This is a genomic window from Niveispirillum sp. FG148, from assembly GCF_057809655.1.
Genome location: NZ_JBMDKJ010000014.1, coordinates 102,250 through 120,223, shown reverse-complemented (window position 1 = coordinate 120,223; position 17,974 = coordinate 102,250). Strand labels below are relative to the sequence as shown.

Annotated in this window: 14 protein-coding genes and 1 riboswitch; of the genes, 6 read left to right on the top strand and 8 right to left on the bottom strand. The window is 64.1% G+C overall.

The annotated features are described in order from the left end of the window. Positions 1–48: 48 nt before the first annotated feature. On the bottom strand, positions 49–444 hold the full coding sequence (locus tag ACODTW_RS15955) for a globin family protein (protein ID WP_488947044.1): 396 nt from the start codon (positions 442–444) through the stop codon (positions 49–51). Between the two features lie 315 nt (positions 445–759). On the opposite strand from ACODTW_RS15955, the gene ACODTW_RS15950 reads away from it, so the two are divergent. The 3 genes from ACODTW_RS15950 to ACODTW_RS15940 all read left to right on the top strand — a co-directional run bounded on the left by ACODTW_RS15950 (position 760) and on the right by ACODTW_RS15940 (position 4,847). Then, positions 760–1,464, top strand: coding sequence for a response regulator transcription factor (locus ACODTW_RS15950; protein WP_488947043.1), 705 nt, complete (start codon positions 760–762; stop codon positions 1,462–1,464). 347 nt (positions 1,465–1,811) lie between these two features. After that, on the top strand, positions 1,812–3,329 hold the full coding sequence (locus ACODTW_RS15945) for a tetratricopeptide repeat protein (RefSeq protein WP_488947042.1): 1,518 nt from the start codon (positions 1,812–1,814) through the stop codon (positions 3,327–3,329). Positions 3,330–3,413: 84 nt separating this feature from the next. Further along, positions 3,414–4,847 carry a mannose-1-phosphate guanylyltransferase/mannose-6-phosphate isomerase gene (locus tag ACODTW_RS15940; protein WP_488947041.1) on the top strand — a complete coding sequence of 478 codons (1,434 nt, stop codon included), beginning with the start codon at positions 3,414–3,416 and terminating at the stop codon, positions 4,845–4,847. Between the two features lie 57 nt (positions 4,848–4,904). Here ACODTW_RS15940 and ACODTW_RS15935 read toward each other — a convergent pair whose 3' ends face one another. Beyond that, complete coding sequence (locus ACODTW_RS15935) at positions 4,905–6,182, bottom strand: sensor domain-containing diguanylate cyclase (RefSeq protein WP_488947040.1); 1,278 nt, start codon at positions 6,180–6,182, stop codon at positions 4,905–4,907. A gap of 402 nt (positions 6,183–6,584) precedes the next feature. Here ACODTW_RS15935 and ACODTW_RS15930 point away from each other — a divergent pair, with 402 nt between their 5' ends. Together ACODTW_RS15930 and ACODTW_RS15925 are read left to right on the top strand one after the other, a co-directional pair. Beyond that, a complete protein-coding gene (locus ACODTW_RS15930; protein ID WP_488947039.1) occupies positions 6,585–7,391 on the top strand; it encodes a transporter substrate-binding domain-containing protein in 807 nt (268 codons plus the stop codon). Continuing rightward, on the top strand, positions 7,388–8,173 hold the full coding sequence (locus ACODTW_RS15925; RefSeq protein WP_488947038.1) for an amino acid ABC transporter permease: 786 nt from the start codon (positions 7,388–7,390) through the stop codon (positions 8,171–8,173). The genes ACODTW_RS15930 and ACODTW_RS15925 overlap by 4 nt, the downstream gene beginning before the upstream one ends. 42 nt (positions 8,174–8,215) lie before the next feature. Here ACODTW_RS15925 and ACODTW_RS15920 read toward each other — a convergent pair whose 3' ends face one another. The 6 genes from ACODTW_RS15920 to ACODTW_RS15895 form a co-directional block, all read right to left on the bottom strand. Continuing rightward, positions 8,216–9,379, bottom strand: coding sequence for an aspartyl/asparaginyl beta-hydroxylase domain-containing protein (locus ACODTW_RS15920; protein ID WP_488947037.1), 1,164 nt, complete (start codon positions 9,377–9,379; stop codon positions 8,216–8,218). A gap of 453 nt (positions 9,380–9,832) precedes the next feature. Beyond that, entirely contained in the window at positions 9,833–11,296 is a 1,464-nt protein-coding gene (locus ACODTW_RS15915; RefSeq protein ID WP_488947036.1) for a cobyric acid synthase, read from the bottom strand. After that, on the bottom strand, positions 11,296–11,907 hold the full coding sequence (cobO, locus tag ACODTW_RS15910; RefSeq protein WP_488947066.1) for a cob(I)yrinic acid a,c-diamide adenosyltransferase: 612 nt from the start codon (positions 11,905–11,907) through the stop codon (positions 11,296–11,298). Before cobO ends, ACODTW_RS15915 begins: the two co-directional genes overlap by 1 nt. Further along, positions 11,907–12,425, bottom strand: coding sequence for a bifunctional adenosylcobinamide kinase/adenosylcobinamide-phosphate guanylyltransferase (gene cobU / locus ACODTW_RS15905; protein ID WP_488947035.1), 519 nt, complete (start codon positions 12,423–12,425; stop codon positions 11,907–11,909). Before cobU ends, cobO begins: the two co-directional genes overlap by 1 nt. Further along, on the bottom strand, positions 12,425–13,216 hold the full coding sequence (locus ACODTW_RS15900; protein ID WP_488947034.1) for an ABC transporter ATP-binding protein: 792 nt from the start codon (positions 13,214–13,216) through the stop codon (positions 12,425–12,427). Before ACODTW_RS15900 ends, cobU begins: the two co-directional genes overlap by 1 nt. 54 nt (positions 13,217–13,270) lie before the next feature. Next, complete coding sequence (locus ACODTW_RS15895) at positions 13,271–15,127, bottom strand: TonB-dependent receptor plug domain-containing protein (protein WP_488947033.1); 1,857 nt, start codon at positions 15,125–15,127, stop codon at positions 13,271–13,273. A gap of 223 nt (positions 15,128–15,350) precedes the next feature. Then, a riboswitch (cobalamin riboswitch) is annotated at positions 15,351–15,549 on the bottom strand. Positions 15,550–15,859: 310 nt separating this feature from the next. Here ACODTW_RS15895 and ACODTW_RS15890 point away from each other — a divergent pair. After that, positions 15,860–17,896: a methyl-accepting chemotaxis protein gene (locus ACODTW_RS15890; RefSeq protein WP_488947032.1), complete on the top strand. Its 2,037-nt coding sequence runs from the start codon at positions 15,860–15,862 to the stop codon at positions 17,894–17,896. Positions 17,897–17,974 lie beyond the last annotated feature (78 nt).

Here is a 17,974-nt window from a genome sequence, read left to right as displayed (position 1 = left end):
GATCTTTCCATTTAGCATTTCTTGCTGTTATTTGCGCCCCGGTCGGGGTCAGCCCTTCATGACCGTGGCGACCAGCGTATAGGCCTCGGTCCAGGCCTGCTTGCATTCCGGCGTGAACTCCTCGCGCAGGCCCTGTTCCAGCGTCCACAGCAGTGCTGCGGCGACCGTGTCGTAATCCTGGTCCTTCACGCCATAGGCCCGATGCCGCTTGCCCATTTCCTGCAGGGCGGGAACGATGGCACCGGGATTGGACAGGTTGTTCACGGCCACGGTCAGGGCGGCCATCAGCTTGCGGCCCTGCTCGCGGATGTCGCCCTTGAACAGGGGCTTCAGATCCGGGTCGATGGTGAAAAGCCGGTTGTAGAAAGCCTCGGCGACGGCATCAGCGCTGCCCTGCACCTTCTTGAAGCTTTCCTTGATCAGGGAGATCGTCTGTTCGTTCATCATATCCTCGTGGGGCGTTTTGTTTGCCGGGCCCGTCGCAGGTTCCGGTTGCATGTCCATTGCGAAGGTCGGCCCTGCTCCGCTCTTCAGGCGGTCGGGGCTTCCACTTCGTTTTCCTTTGTCCAGGCCGTGTTTCCGGCCTGCCCATTCTTCACCTGAAGAAATTCACATGGTCCTGTATGCTGCCGCCCATTGCGGGGCGCAGGCATGCCGGCATATTATTTGGCGCCATAACGTTCAGGCATCGCCGTTCTTGTGAATTCTTGTGAAAAAGCTGTAAAAATCCCCATCCACCCGATTGGCGGCAGAGAATTGATGAAGCCGGTGCTTTCCAAGCAGACGATCCTGATGGTGGAAGATGACGACACGGTCGCCGACCTTGCCGTCCCTTATTTCACCGAAATGGGTTTCAACATCGTCCGTGAGCGGACATTGGCGGCCGCGCGACAGCGCCTGGGCGGTGCGGTGGACATGGTTCTGCTGGATGTCATGCTGCCTGACGGCGACGGCCGCACCTTTATCGAGGAGATCCGCAAGCGCAGCCGGGCCGGCGTCATTCTGCTGACCCAGATGGGACAGCTGGTTGAAAAGGTTGTCGGTCTTGAACTTGGGGCTGATGATTATGTGGTGAAGCCTTTCGAACCGCGCGAGCTGCTGGCCAGGGTCAAGGCCCTGCTGCGCCGTCTGGCGCGGGCGGATGAACGGCCGGCCAGCGACGAGGTTCGGTTTGGCGGCTGGATTCTGTATCCAGCCGCGCGCAAACTGGTCAGCGATGCCGGGGAAGAGGCGCGGCTGACCCGCATGGAATTCGAATTGCTGGCAGCCCTGGTCTTGAACATGGGCAAGGCCATGACCCGCGACCAGCTGATGGATGCCATCGGCAAACATTGGGTGCCGCTTGACCGGACCGTCGATGTGCTGGTCGGCCGTGTCCGCAAGAAACTTGAAGGCCACGGCACGGCGTCCGGGATGATCGAAACGGTCTATGGTTCCGGATATCTGTGCCGCCGGGAAGAGTGACGCTGCCCCGCCCGTCCTGCGGTTGCGGACCGGCCGAATCTTCGCCTGCCGCAGAATCGCCGATGGGTTACGCTGGCATGCTTGCCCGGCCTGGCTGTCCGCAGACCGCCGGGTCTGCCTGACTATCGCTTAAGGACAGGTCGGGCAAAAGGCCTGGGTATCCAAGTAAATCACTGATATCGGCTGATGTTTGCACGCAGGTCAACGCTGGTGCGGTCACCTGCCGGACGATGCCGCCTGTGTCCGGCGATTGTCCCTATCCTTTGCGATTCCAAGCCGTTATCGTGCAACCCGTCAGGCGGGTGGGGCCATCCGGCAACAGGATGGCTGTCGAAAGGACAGAAGGCATGAGTGATATCAGCATTGGTCTGGGCGGTGCCGCCGATCAGGGGCGTCTTGCGCTGGATTCCGGAAACCATGCCGACGCCGTCCGACTGTTGCGTGATGCCATCCTGGACGACCCGGGCGATGCCACGCTGCGCGCTGATCTGGGGGTCGCCCTGGAAACGCTGGAGGATTTCGAGGGGGCGGCGCAGGCCTATGCCGCTGCCGCCGCGCTGGAGCCCGACAACCCCATCTATCATTTCAACCAGGGGGCGGTGGCGCAGGCACAGGGCCGGCCCCATGACGCGGCCAGCCATTATGTCGATGCGCTGGAACGCGAACCGATGTTTGCCGAGGCCTATTACAATCTGGGCACCCTGTTCTTCGATGCCGGCCACCTGGAGATCGCGGCGGAGCATTACAGCAACGCCCTGAAGGCCCGTCCTGATTACGCCGAGGCCGCCAGCAACCTGGGCATGACCCTGCGGCGGCTTGGCCGCGTGGACGAGGCGGTCGAGCAGTTTCGCCTGGCCCTGCGTCTGCGGCCGGAACTGATCATCACCCATTCCAACCTGGGCCTGACCCTTGCCGAGGCCGGCCGCTATGACGAGGCGATCGCCTGCTTTGGTCAGGCACTGGCCATGGATCCCAACAACGTTCCGCTGCACATCAACATCTCCATTGCCTGGCGTGGCGTTGGACGGCTGGAAATGGCGGCGGATGCGGCCCTGACGGCACTGAAGCTGGCGCCCGACAGCAACGCCGCCCAGGCGGAGCTGAGCACGGTGGCCGCCAATCTGCGGCGCGCCGGCGACGAAGCCGGCCTGACACAGCTGCTGGACCAGTGGCGCGACATCACCGGGGCGACACCGCAGCTGGAACATACGATGGCCGCGATGGGACAGGCCCCGATGCCGGACCGGGCGGGTGACGCCTATGTCGCCCTGACCTTCGACGCTTCGGCCAAGCGGTTCGACGAGATGATCGGAAACCTGGGCTATGCCGTGCCCGACGCTGTCGGAGAGGCCCTGGCCCGACATCTGGGAGAGGGCAAGGGCGACAAGGATATTCTGGATGCCGGTTGCGGTACGGGCCTGCTGGCCCCGCATCTGGCGCCCTATGCGAAGTCGCTGGCCGGCGTCGACCTGTCCATTGTGATGTTGCAGCAGGCCTTGCGCCGTGGCCTCTATTCAGCCCTGGATCAGGCGGAGCTGGTTGCCTACCTGATCGCCCGGCCGCGCAGCTTTGACATTGTCGTTGCCGCGGACGTGCTGTGCTATTTCGGCGGCCTGGATGCCTTGTTCAAGGCGGCGTTCAACAGCCTGCGTCCCGGCGGCCTGTGGATCGCGTCCACCGAATCCACCAAGGGGGGGGAAGCCTGCCTGTTGCATGAAGGCGGGCGCTATGCCCACGATCCCGACCATGTGCGCCAGCACCTGACCGCGGCGGGGTTCGAGGTGCTGGAACTGACCTCAATGGTGATCCGGCATGAAGGCGGTAAGCCTGTTGAAGGCGTTCTGCTGGTTGCCCGCGCCCCCTGATCTGGGCCACAATCATGACAATGGCGGCGCGCTTTGACAGATGCGCCGCCCAGCCCCGTGCCCGTAGCGATCTTGCGTGTGTTCATGACCCAAACGTCATCCGCCATCATTCCGGTGCTGTTGTCCGGCGGTTCCGGTTCCCGCCTCTGGCCCGTCTCCCGGGAGCGGTTTCCAAAGCAGTTGCTGAACCTGTGCGGCGACCGCACCATGATCCAGGAAACAGCGCTGCGCGTCGGTGGCGATTTCGGCTTTGCCGACCCGATTGTCATCTGCAATCAGGAACACCGCTTCGCCATTGCCGAGCAGTTGCAGGAAATCGGCATCCGCCCCACCGAACTGGTGCTGGAGCCGTTTGGTCGCAACACGGCCCCGGCAGCGGCGGTTGCAGCACGGCTGGCGGCGCGGCGTGACAGTCAGGCGCTGGTCCTGCTGCTGCCGGCCGACCATGCCATCCTGGCTCCCGACGCCTTCCGTGACGCCATCGCCAAGGGTGCTGTCGCCGCCCAGGCCGGCAAGCTGGTCACTTTCGGCATCCAGCCGACCAGTCCTGAAACCGGCTATGGCTACATCGAAAAGGGCGACGGCATCCCGGACGCCGAAGGCGCCTTTGCCGTGGTGCAGTTCGCGGAGAAGCCGAAGCTGGAAGTGGCGCAGGCCTATCTGGCCGGCGGGCGTCATCTGTGGAACAGTGGCATGTTCCTGTTCCGCGCCGACCAGTTTGTGGCCGAGCTGGAAAAGCATGCGCCCGAAGCGCTGGCCGCCGCCGATGCCGCCATTGCCGCCGCCCGCGTGGACCTGGATTTCCTGCGCCTGGACCCGGACGCCTTCGCCAAGGCGCCCAACATCTCCATCGACTTCGCCGTCATGGAAAAGACGGACAGTGCAGCCATCGTGCCCTGTGACATCGGCTGGACCGATGTCGGAGCCTGGAGTGCCCTTTGGGAGATCGCGGGCAAGGACGAAGGCGGCAATGCCGTGCTGGGCGACACCATCCTGGTGGATGCGCGGGACAATCTGGTGCGAAGCGAGGTCGGGCTGACGGCGCTGGTGGGCGTCAAGGATCTGGTGGTCATCGTCACCGACGATGCCGTCCTGGTCGCTGATCGCAACCGCGTGCAGGATGTGAAATCCGTTGTCGACCGGTTGAAGGCGGAAGGACGGACGGAGCGTCTGGACCATCGCCGCACCTACCGGCCCTGGGGCTATTCCCATCTGGTCCATGCCGCACCCGGTTTCCAGGTTCTGCGCCTGACCATCCGGCCCGGCCACAAGATCTCCCTGCAAAAGCATCAGCACCGGGCCGAACATTGGGTCGTCGTACAGGGCGAAGCCAAGGTGACGCTGGGAGAGGAGAAACGCATCGTTCGCGTGAACGAGAGCGTGTTCATCCCCGCCGGCGTGCCGCACCGGCTGGAAAATGACGGCGATGTTGATCTGTGCCTGGTGGAGGTGCAGACCGGTGATGCCATCACGCCCGACGACATCGTCCGGATCGAGGATCATTACGGCCGGGCGTGATGGGTCCGGCCCGGTGTGTCTGCTCCCCGACAGAAATCCTGTCGGGGACTGACCGCATCAGGCCGGTTCCAACTGCCGCTGGCGGACGCGGTTGCGGCCGGCGCGCTTGGCTTCCAGCATGGCCATATCGGCGGCATGGATCAGGGCCTCGCCGTCCTGCGGCCCGGCGGGACCGATGGCGGCGACGCCGATGCTGACGGTGCAGGTGATCCGCCCGGCGCGCGTCATGATCTGAAGGCCGGCGATGGCGGCCCGCAACCGTTCTGCGGCCTGCATCGCTTCCTCTGCCGCGGTTCGCGGCAGAAGGATGACGAATTCCTCTCCCCCGAACCGACAGCAGGCATCGCCCGCCCGCATGCTGCCAGCGATGCAGTTGGCAATGGCGCGCAGCACCTCGTCCCCGGCAAGATGGCCCAGTGTGTCGTTCACCTGCTTGAACCGGTCCACATCGACCAGCAGCAGGGACATGTCCTGCCCACTGCGGCGCACCCGGATCATATCCTGTTTCAGGATGTCCCACATCGTGGCCCGGTTGAACAGGCCGGTCAGCGAATCATGGGTGGCCAGCCGGTAATATTCGGCTTCCTGCGACAGCCGGTCGCTGATGTCACGGATGGCTGCCAGCATCAGCCGCCCGTCCCCGTAATCCAGACGCGACAGCGACACTTCCACCGGGATTTCGTGATTGTCCGCATGCAGGGCGAAAACCCCACGGCGCCATGCCATATGGGTGTCGGCGTCGCTGTTGTCGCGGAACATGGTGACCAGCTTCTCATGCCCGGCACGAAACCGCGCGGGCAGCAGCATCGACAGCGTCTGGCCCACCATCTTTTCAGCGGCGTGCCCGAACAGGCGCTCCGCCGCGACGTTGAAAAAGCGGATCGTGCCGCCGGCATCCACGCCGACCAGCGCATCAGGGGCATGTTCCGCCACGGTGTTGGGCGGGGCATGCGCATCATGGCGCCGTTGCAGCCTTCTGATCTCCGCCGCCAGGTCCGGAGCGTGGAGCATGCCGGCCGGCAGGACATAATCCACGCCCAGCCGGCGCAGTGTGGCTTCATTCCCCGTGGAGCCGTCCCGCACCAGACTGAGCAGCAATGCCGCTCGTCCCGTGTTGGACAGCAGATTAAGCAGCCATTCAACACCTGCCAAGGCATCGGGGTCGACAATGATGGCGTCGAAATGCCGGCCGATCATTGCCGGGCTGGAAAGCGCCTCCGACAGGTCGTGGGGCGAAATTCGGACCAGCGTGAGATCGGGAGAGGCCAAGGCCTCTGGCGTGCCGATTGCCGGGCATCCTTCCGTTCCCGACGCGCTGATGAGCAGGATCTGCATATAGGGGAATGTGTGAAATTGCGATTCACGGGAACCCTATCTTGAACAACTCAAATTGACAATTATTATGAATACGTCTGAATCGTATAATATCTTTGTTTGGAATTCTGATTTTATGATTTCAGGTTTTCTTTAACATTCGGATAGCAAAGGAAATTCTACAGAAATAAAGGACAAATCCTGCATCGATTTTCTGGAAAGTGGATGAAACTTGGATTTGCAGTATTGGCAATATCGCCCCATCGTTCACTCAGACAAATTTTCGTAGGGATAGCTTGTTCTTCGCGGCTCTGAACAGGAGGTGGATAGGGATGAAGTCTGCTGCCGGCTGAACCGCCCGGATTTACTGTTGACCATATGCCGCACCGCGGTAACCATGCCCCCTTTATGATTGGAGCTGTCATGGATATGGACCGCCGCCGCCTGTTGACCGCCGCCCTGTCCTTGCCCGTCGCCCTGCCGGCCCTGGCGCAGGGGGCGTCAATGCTGGACCGGGTGCGCAAGGCGGGGGTGCTGCGGGTGGGGACGACGGGGGATTATTATCCCTATTCGTTCCGCGACCTGAAGACCGGTGGCTTTCAGGGCTATGAAATCCAGGTGGCGGAGCGGCTGGCAGCCGACCTTGGGGTGAAGCTGCAACTGGTGCAGGCCACCTGGCCGACGCTGGTCGCCGGCATGATGGCCCGCAAATACGATATCGCCGCCACGGGGGTGACGGTCACCCCGGAGCGGGCCAAGGCCGTGGCCTTCAGCAAGGCGTATCTGCGCCCCACCTTCATCCCGCTGATCCTGAAGAAGGATGCTGAACGTTTCAAAAGCTGGGATGACCTGGACCAGACCGGCGTCACCATCGCGGTGCAGCAGGGGACGGCACCGGAGACCATGGCGAAGAAGGTCTTCACCAGGGCGCGCATCCTGTCCGTGGCTGATCCCGTCATTGATTTCACCGAAGTGCTGGCCGGTCGTGCCCAGGCCGCCTTTACCGACAATCTGTATTTCATGACCAAGATCGGGCGGGAATATCCGCAGCTGACCATGCTGACCAATGGCGCCCGGCCCGGCACCGACACCGAAAATGCCATCATGACGCCCTTGGGCGATCCGGTCTGGGTGGACTGGCTGAATGGCTGGGTCGATGCGCGCACAGCGGACGGGTTCTTTGCCGGCTTGTTCAAGGTCTGGTTCGAAGGCATGGGGCCCGGGAAGTGAGGCTGCCGTTGCGCCTGTTGTCACCCCTGTTGCTGCTGCCCCTCCTGACCGGGTGCAGCGGCGAGGGCTGGCACATTGTCGATCCGACGACGGCGGAGGGCTGGGGCAACCTTTCTTTCCTCCTGGCCGGTGCCGGCCTGACCCTGGGCCTGTCGGCCATGGCGCTGGTGCTGGCCATGGGTGTCGGGCTGGTCACGGCTGTGGCGCGGGGCAGCCGGCTGCGGCTGCTGCGGCTGATCAGCGGCGCCTATGTCGAACTGATGCGCACGCTGCCGCTGTTTGTGCTGTTGCTCTGGGTTTTCTATGCCCTGCCCATCCTGGTGCAGGGGCTGGACCCGGACGGGGTTGGCTTTGCCCTGTTCGGCTGGATCGCGGAACTGACGCCCTTCACCGCCGCTGTCATCGCCCTGGCCCTGAATGCCGGCGCCTTTCTGTCGGAGATTTTCCGGGCGGGGATCGAAGGGGTGCCCAGGGGACAGGTGGAGGCGGCGCAGTCCCTGGGCATGGGGCGCTGGCTGACGCTGCGCCGCATTGTCCTGCCCCAGGCGCTGCGGCGCATGCTGCCACCGATCGTGGGGCAGTTCATCCACACGGTTAAGGACAGTTCACTGGCGTCCGCCATCGGTCTGGCCGAACTGACCCGCCGCGCCACGGAATTGCAGACCCAGACCTATCGCCCGCTGGAGCTTTATACGCTGCTGGCGCTGGAATATCTGGTGATCCTGCTGCTGCTGTCCCGCCTGTCCCGCTGGCTGGAAGGACGGTGGGGCGGGGAACGATAGGCAAAAGAAAGGGGACGGCGCTGTCGCCCGCCGCCCCAGGGGTCAAATGCCGCCGTCGGCCACCGTACCGGTCACATCGTCCATGCTGGTCATGATGCGGGTATAGGCTTCCCGTTCCACATCCGTCAGGTGGGGATGCCAGACGTCGAAGATCAGAACGACGCGGACGTGGTCGCTGTTGTTCCAGGCCTCATGCTCGATCGTGTCGTCGAAGGCCCAGGCCTTGCCTTCCTGCCATTCGCGCGTGTCATTGCCGACACGGAAGCCGCAGCCGGGCGGCACGATCAGGGGCAGATGCACCACCAGACGCGTGTTGGCCACGCCATGATGGGGCGGGATCTGCGTATGCGGGTTCAGCACGGAGAACATGGCGACGGGCGAGCGGTTGGGCACGCGCGGCTGCGGCATCTCCGCCAGCACGTCCATGGTCACGGGACAGCGCGCGGTATTCACCTCCACCGGCCGTCCGCCTTCCAGCAGATGGATGGCGCTCCAGCGTTTGGAATTGTTCAGTGCCCGCCACTGATCCAGCGGTGCCCAGTCCGGGTACTGGATGTAGGGGGCCATGCGGGCCTTGTCCGGGTCTTCCATCACCTGGAGCATTTCGCGCCGGATATCGTCGGTTCCAGCCTCCAGTCGGTCCATCCAGGGACAGTCGGCGCGATCAAAGAACTCAATGGTCGGCAAACCGGGGAAATGGAAATGGGTCGGCTTGGGTGGGTAGAATTTCCGCCGTCCGACAATATGATCGATCATCAGATCGACCCGCTTCGTCTCTGACCGGCCCAGCGCGCCTACGGAACTGCGCAGTGCATCCTCCAGTTCCCGCAGATAATCACCATGCACCTGCTGTGCCCGCGCGATGGCGCGGCGCGTCGGCTCGTCATAGACGGCACCCGGCTGATACTGGGTCAGGGCATTGCCATAGGTCTGCGCCGCCTGCCGCTTCAGCCCCTGCGTCTCCAGCAGGTGTCCGCGCATCAGCAGGGCCAGGAAATTGCGGGGATCGACCCGCAGGACATTGTCCAGTGCGGCATGGGCCGCCGGCATATCCCCGACAGCGCGGCAGGCCACAGCGAGATTGAGACCGATGGACAGGTCGGTGGGAAAACGCTGTGCCGCCTCTTCCAGCATCTCCCGCGCATCACGCAGCCGACCCGTCGCCATCATGCGCATGGCGGTCACATTGGCATCGGGCGCGGTCATCTGGGATATCGCCATACGCCTAGTCCTTTGAGTCTAACCGGAGCGCCGTTGCTATGGCAGAAGCGCTAGACCAATTCGGATCATAGGCATGGGTCCAATTCTGTCCAGACCCCACTTGCAGCTTATGCTTAATTGATGGTTAAGACGGTAACGCCCATCTCCAAATATGTCAAATTACGTCAGCATTGCCCAAAACATGGGCATCTCTTTATTCTTCAGTAGGTTAATGATTGATGCGCTGTCCACGGCCGTTACAGAATCGGAACAATTCGGCACAGACTGGTCGGTGACAGCTCCGTAACGGCCATGCCAGGAAGGTGCCACCTGCGACGGCGGGCGGGCCGTGGGCGCGGGTTCATGCCGCCCACCACCCCTGTGGCCTGGGGGCTTCGGCTGCCATGCATTGTATGGACATTATGCAGTCCGCCTTATGACTGCGGCCCCGGCTGTTCCTTATCGGGCCACGGCCAGCAGGCCATCAAGGTCCAGATGCTCTTCCACCCCTTGCGCGCACGCATCCAGGGCGGCATCGACCGTCGCTTCATAATTCATGGTGGCGGTCAGCCCGAACGCTTTCAGGAAATGCCTGCGGAAGGCGTCAGCGGAGAACAACCCGTGCAGATAGGTGCCGGTGACGCGGCCATCCGCCGTTCCCGCCCCGTCCGCGGCTCCATTCAACAGGTGGATCAGTGGCCGGGCGGCATCCGCCCCCGTGGTGACGCCGACATGCATCTCATAGCCGGCGACGGGGATATCAGCGTCGGCCAGATGGCCGCTGACATAGCGCAATTCCTTGCGGTCGGTCAGCACGGTTTCAACATCCAGCCAGCCCAGCCCATCGACGCTGCCGGCCGGCCCCTCGATCCCGGCGGGGTCGCTGATCCGCCGGCCCAGCATCTGATAGCCGCCGCAGATGCCCAGCACACGGCCGCCCCGCCTGATATGGGCGTGGATGTCGACGTCCCAGCCCTGGGCCCGCAGGAAGGCCAGATCGGCGATGGTGGACTTGCTGCCGGGCAGGATGATCAGGTCGGCATCGGCCGGCAGGGGACGGCCCGGCGGCACCATGGCGACGGAGACGCCCGGTTCCAGGCGCAGCGGATCGAAATCATCAAAATTGGCGATGCGCGACAGCATGGGCACGGCGATGCGCAAGCCCAGCCCCGGTCCCGCCCGCCAGTGGTCCAGCACGACGGCATCTTCGGCCGGCAGGCGCGATGCGGCCGGCAGGAAGGGCAGAACGCCGAAGGAGGGCCAGCCCGTACGCCGCGCAATCTCCGTCAAGCCATCATCGAACAGCCTGATATCGCCCCTGAACTTGTTGACGATGAAGCCCTTTATGGCGGCGCGGTCCGCATCGTTCAGCACGGCATGGGTGCCGACCAGGCTGGCGATCACGCCGCCGCGGTCGATATCGCCGGCCAGGATGACCGGCACATCGGCGGCCAGGGCAAAGCCCATATTGGCGATGTCGCGGGCGCGCAGATTGATTTCGGCCGGGCTGCCCGCCCCTTCCACCAGGATCAGGTCGGCCCCCAGCCCCAGGCGCTGGTAGCTGTCCAGCACGGCCGACAGCAACTGCCCCTTGCGTTGCTGATAGTCGGCGGCCTGGGCCGTGCCAGCCATGCGGCCCTGCACGATGACCTGGGCGCCGACATCGCTCTGCGGTTTCAGCAGCACCGGGTTCATATGGACCGACGGGGCGACGCGGGCGGCGCGGGCCTGCAGCGCTTGCGCCCGCCCGATCTCCCCGCCATCGTCGGTGACCGCGGCATTGTTGGACATGTTCTGCGGCTTGAAGGGCCGCACGGACAGGCCGCGATTGGTAAAGGCACGGGCCAGGGCTGCCACCAGCAGCGACTTGCCCACATCCGATCCCGTCCCCTGGATCATCAGGGCGCGCGGCCGCCGTGCCATCAGAACTCGATCCCCGCCTGGGCCTTGATGCCGGCATTGAAGGGATGCTTGACCAACTGGAATTCGGTCACCAGATCGGCCACTTCCACCAGGGCGGGGCTGGCGTTGCGGCCCGTCAGCAGCACATGCAGGTTGGGCCGGCGCGAGACCAGGGTCGCCAGCACCTCTTCGGCAGGCAGATAGCCATAGCGCAGGGCGATATTGATCTCGTCCAGAACAATAAGGCGATAGCGCGGATCGGCGAACATGGCCCGCGCCTTGTCCCAGGCATGGGATGCGGCCTGGATATCGCGTTCCTTGTCCTGGGTTTCCCAGGTGAAGCCCTCTCCCATCACATGATGGTCGATCAGATCATCGAACCGTTCCAGCGCCACCTGTTCGCCCGTCGCCCAGGTGCCCTTCAGGAACTGGATAAAGCCGACGCGGAACCCGTGGCCGGCTGCGCGCAGCATCAGGCCCAGGGCCGCCGTCGACTTGCCCTTGCCATTGCCGGTATGGATCATCAGCAGGCCCTTCTCCTGCTGGCGTTCAGCCACGCGGCGATCCATCAGGGCCTTGCGCCGTTCCATCTTGGCACGGTGGCGGGCCGCCTCCTCCACGGGGATGATCATCACGCTGTCTCCTTCAGCACCATGGGCAGGCCGGCGGCCATGAACAGGACGCGGCCGGCGATCCGGGCGATGTCCTTGTGCAGCCGTCCCGCATGGTCGCGAAAGCGGCGGGAAAGTTCATTGTCCGGCACGATGCCCAGTCCGACCTCATTGCCGACCAGCACGCAGGGAACAACCAGCGTGGGCAGAAGTTCCAGCAAGGCTGCGCATTCAGCTTCAACATCGCTGCCGGCCAGCATGATATTGGTCAGCCACAGGGTCAGGCAATCGACCAGCACCGGATGACCCGCCCGGTCGGCGGCGCGCAAGGCCCCTGCCAGGTCCAGCGGTTCCTCCAGCGTGATCCAGCCGGGGGCGCGGTCGGCGCGGTGATGGCGGATGCGATCCAGCATTTCCGCGTCCAGCGCCTGCGCCGTGGCGATGTAGGTCCAGGGGCTGGGCAGTGCGGTGATGATCTGTTCGGCCTGCCGGCTTTTGCCGGAACGGGCCCCGCCAATGATCAGGGTCAGGTCGGCCATCATAGTGCTTCCAGGCTGCGGCGCTGCCAGGGCAGCGCATAGGGCATGCCGTGGTGGCCGCCGCGGATCAGGTCTATGCCATAGACATTTTCCACCACGCCGGAATCAAGTACCTGCGTGGGCTTCCCGTCCGCGGCCACCCTTCCCTGCCCGTTCAGCAGGCACAGGCGTGTGCAATGACGCAATGCCAAGGTCAGGTCGTGAAGCACGACCACCACCCCCATCCCGCCCGCCGCCAGCGCTGCCAGCAATTCCATCACCTGCAGCTGGTGATAGGGGTCCAGTCCTGCTGCAGGCTCGTCAGCCAGCAGCAGGCGCGGCTCGCCGGCCAATGCCCGGGCCAGCATGACACGCGCCCGTTCGCCCCCCGACAGCGCCGTGACATTGCGGTCGGCCAGCCCGGCCACGTCGCATTGTTCCATGGCGCGGGCGATGGCAATCCGGTCGGCCGCCGCCTCCCCGTTCCAGGGCGTGGCATGGGGCAGCCGGCCCAGCGTCACCACACGCTCCACCGTCAGTGGCCAATGGCAGGCGGCACCTTGTTCCAGATAGCCGATACGCCGGGCCCGGTCGGGCCGGGTCCAGGCGGAAAGCGGCTTATCCTCCAGTTCCACCACACCCGCGCCGGGGGACAGGAGGCCGGCCATGACCGACAGCAGGGTGGATTTGCCGGCGCCGTTGGGGCCGATCAACCCGACGCACTCGCCGGCTGCCACGGACAGGTCGATACCGGACAGGACGGACCGCCCGCCCCGCCGCACCTGGATCCCGCGCACCGACAATAACGTCATGGCACCCTCCATCAAGGATGACGCCGGATGCCACCGGCGCCATCCATTCATGCATCAGAAGGAGACGCTGACCCCGCCGAAGGCCGAACGGCCGGGCGCGCGGTAGCTGCGGACCTCCTGATAGTCCTTGTCGAACAGGTTCTCCACCCGGCCAAACAAGCTGACACTGTCCAGCACCTGCCAGCGGGCGGTGACATCAACCACGGTGGCACCATCCAGGACGGGGGCCGTGGCCGCGGCATTGTCACGCTGCTTGCCGAAATAGCGCAGGGCCGCCCCCAGATCGATGCCCGACCCGACGGTCCAGTCGATGCTGGCATTGACGGTATCCTGCGGCCGGCGCGGCAGGTCCAGGCCCGTCGTCCGATCCTTGGCATCCAGATAGGTGTAATTGGCCTGCAGCAGCACCGTTTCGATCGGGCGGGCTTCGAAGGTCAATTCGATGCCCTTGGTGCGGGCCTTGGCGATATTCACATAGGCGCTGGTGAAACCGATCATGTCGTCATAGCTGTTGCGGAAGACGCTGGCGCCCAGCGTCACCTTGCCGTCCAGCAGGCGCTGCTGGACACCGGCATCGACACCCTTGCCGTCTTCGGCCTTCAGATTGGCATTGCCGTACCAGGGGGCGTAGAGCTGGTAGAGCGACGGGGCCTTGTTTGCCGTGCCATAGCTGGCACGCAGGATGGTGCCCGTCTGCTGGATTTCATAGGCGCCGGTGGCGCGCCAGGTGGCCTCCGTGCCGAACTGTTCATTATCGTCGATGCGGCCGCCCAGGGTGATGGTCAGGGCCGGCGTGATCGCCGCCTGATACTGGGCGAAGGCCGACTTGGTGGTCAGCGCGTCGTCAATATCGGTGCTGGTGGTCGTGCCCTGGGTATTGGTGGTCTTGGCGCTTTCTTCGTCCACCGACAGGCCGATGGTGGCGACGTCATTGCCACGCAGACGCAGATTGCCCTGATAGTCCAGGGCCTTGCGCCGGCTGTCGAAGGTGGAGAAGCGGTACCAGCCCGTGGGCTCGTCGAAATCGCGGTCGGTGCTGGCATAGCTGGCGGTCAGGCTGTTCTCAAACGCGCCATCCAGCAGGGTCAGCACGCCGCCGGCCCGCGCGTACCAGGTTTCCTTTTCCTGGCTGGCATCGCCATCGGCGGCGAACGGGTCGTATTCGCTGTCCATCCAGGACCAGCCGGCATTGGCTTCGATCCGGAAATTCTCCGTGGCCTTGTAGCCAAGGTGACCCGACACGGACCGCGCATCGGTGCCGTCCTTCTCATTCCCGACAAAGGTACGGGAGAAGCCGTCGGTCGACAGGTTGCTGGCCGTGGCAGCATAGCTGACCTTGTCCTCGGAACCCGACACGGAGGCCTGCTGGCGGAACGTGCCATAGGCACCGCCTTCGACCGTGCCGCGGAAATTCGGCGCGCCTTCGCCCTGACGGGTGATGACATTGATGACGCCGGCCATGGCGTCATTGCCGTACAAGGCACTCTGCGGGCCCTTCAGCACCTCGATCCGGTCGATATCGACGGTCATCAGGCTGTTGAAGTCGAACTCGTTACCCGTGCTGGCGGCGTCGTTCACCTCTACCCCGTCAACCAGCACCTTGACCATGCCGGCTTCCGATCCGCGCAGGCGCAGGGTGGAGGTGCTGCCCAGCCCGCCGGTGCGGGAAATGGACACACCCGGCAGGCGCTTCAGCACGTCCAGCGCCTGTACCTGCTGGCGCCGCTCGATCTCGGCACTGTCGATGACATTGACCGTGCTGCCCACCCGGTCGTCCGATGTCGGCACACGGTTGGCGGTCACAATGATTTCCGCCACCTGCACGGCGTCGGACTGGGCCAGGGCGGCCGTCGCGGGCAGCAGGGCGGCAGCACTCAGCAGCATCGCGCGAAAAGACTTGTTTACCTTCACTTTTGACACCCTTCCGTTTCGTTCATGACGATACCGGACGGTGTGCGGACAAGAGGATGCGATGGCGGATCCCGAACGGGACGCCTTCCCCCTGCCTACCGAATGTCAGTTCCCGGACGGGGTCTGTTGCCCCCGATGCCGACCTGGTTCACCCGCGCACTCCTTCCGAAGCGCCTACGCGAAACGGTGAACCGTCCCATCAGGGCACCCCGCCCAATGGCCGCGCGACGCATTGCCGATGGCAGGTCTCCTGGCTTGCGGGTCGTCGATCCGCCCGGCCTTCCCAGTTTCCCAGTGGCCATATCGGGCATCACTCGCCGCTTACAGTTGCGGGGGCAGCCGTGGCTTTGAACACCGTTGCCGGTGACGTACCACGTTCCCTTTTCATCCCCTTGCGGGGAACCATCGATGTTTCCGTCTTATCCTGCGCCGCATCGAACCGGCAAGCACGCCGTGTGTCATGGCAGCCGGCAGCCTGGCTCATGCTTGGGGTGGGATCGTTCCCAATGAATAGTTTGCAACAATTGAAACTCGATCCCGCCTTAATAAATGACACACTTTCGTGGTATGTGCCTTGGTGCCAATTCAACACGACAGTAACATCCGGCCGTACACATGTATCGATCGGACCCAGAATCGTGCCTATTGGTCGTCATATGTCACGGACAGCGGGAACGGGGGCCGATCTTAATGCTTTCGGCAATGAAATCATCTTTGAAAACCAGATTACTGATGTCAGGCATTGCCCTGTGTCTGGCCCTGGGGTTGGGCCTGACGGCGATGGAGGCTTTCCTGTCGCACCGGACGATCAAGTCGCAGGCGCAGGAAACATTGCGCGAGGCGGCGGGTGAATACCAGCTGATTGCCGCTGATGTCATCGAACGCGCCATCCGCAACGCCACAAACATCAACGCAATGATGGAAGGCGGCGTCAAAAGCAATGGTTTCAGCCGGGATCTGGTTACGACCCAGACCATGGCCGCCGTCGGGGCCAATCCCAACATTGTCGGCGTCACCGTGGCGTTCGAACCGGACGGGTTTGACGGCAATGATGCGGCCGCCATCGGCCAGCCGGGAACGGATGCGAAGGGTCGTTTCGTTCCCTATTACTTCCGCAAGGGCGATGGGACCGTCGGCATAGAGCCATTGATCATGACGGTCGAGGCGGGGATCAAGGAATGGTACCTGGACCCGATCGAACTGAACCGGACATTGCTGACCACGCCCTATATCTATCCGGTCGAGGGCAAGGATGTGCTGATGGTGACGGTGTCGGTGCCCCTGCACCGAAGCGCCAAGGTTGTCGGCGTCACCACAACAGACCTGGCATTGACGGCGCTTCAGCAGCAGTTTGCCGATTTCCGGCCGCTGGGGGCGGGTGACGTCCGGTTGCTGGCCCACAACGACCATTGGGTGGTGCATCCCGATTCCGCCCGCTTGAACAGTGCATTGGAAAAAGGGGCGCTGGCCGATCTGGTCGCGCGCGTCCGGCGGGAAGGCCATGCTGTTCAGGAAATGCTGCCGCTGGATGGTGGCGACCGGATGATCGTGGCAGCGCCGGTGGCCTTCAGTGGCGTGAAGGAACAATGGACGCTGGTGGTGACCCTGCCCATCGGGGTGGTCAACGATGCCCAGATCGCCAACACCACCACGCTCGCCATCATCAGCGTCCTGTTGATCATGGCTGCCGCCATAGCCTTTGCCTGGATGGGTAACAGCGTGACGAAGCCGATCCTGGCCCTGACCGATGCCATGACCAGGCTGCGCCAGGGCCAGCTTGACACATTCGTTCCCGGTGCCGACCGTCCCGACGAAATCGGCCATATGGCGGAGGCCGTGCAGGAATTCCGTGACGGGCTGGCTGAGGCGGAAAGGCTGCGGGCCGACGGCGCCAGGCGGGAGGCGGAGGCGGAAGCGACGCTGCGCGCCGACCGCCAGGCGCTGGCAGAGCGGTTCGAGCGCGAGGTGGGCGCCCTGCTGCGGGCCGTCACCGACAGCGCGGGACAGATGCTGGACCAGATGCGCCAGATGTCCGGGGATTGTGACGACACCCAGCAAAGCGCTTCCATCGGCGCCTCGGCCGTCACCCAGGCCGCGTCCAACGTGCAGACCGTCGCTGCCGCCGCAGAGCAGCTGCGGGCGTCAATCGCGGAAATCGGCAGTCAGGTACAGATGTCCGCCACCGTCGCCTCCCGTGCCGCCGAAGAAGCCGGCACCGCCACAGGCACGGTGGATGAACTGACGCAAAGTGCCGAACGCATCGGCGCCGTCGTCAGCCTGATCTCCGACATCGCAAGCCAGACCAACCTGCTGGCGTTGAACGCAACGATCGAGGCAGCAAGGGCCGGAGAAGCCGGAAAGGGCTTTGCCGTGGTCGCATCGGAGGTGAAAAATCTGGCGACGCAGACGGCCAGGGCCACGGAAGAGATCGCCGAGCTGGTCGGCGGCATCCGCAATTCCTCCGGCGAGGCGGCGCGGGCCATGAACGGCATCGTGACCACCATCCGCACCATCAACGAAACGGCAACCGCCATTGCCGGCGCGGTGGAACAGCAGACGGCCGCCACGCAAGAGATTGCCCGCAATGTGAATGAGGCGGCGCGCGGCACGGAGGAGGCGTCGCGCGCCATCCAGGGCATCGCCGACAAGGTGCTGGCGGTGACCGAAGCGGCGGTGACGGCGCTGGACCGGGCCACCAAGGTTCGTGGCAGCGCCGGGGAGGCCGACCAGCAGGTTGGCCGCTTTGTCGCCCATATCCGCCAAGGCTGACAGAAGCGAAACGATTGCGGAACATCGCCCGGAACGGGTAAGGCTTAAGGCCCGATCCCGTTCCGGTGCCCCCGTCCG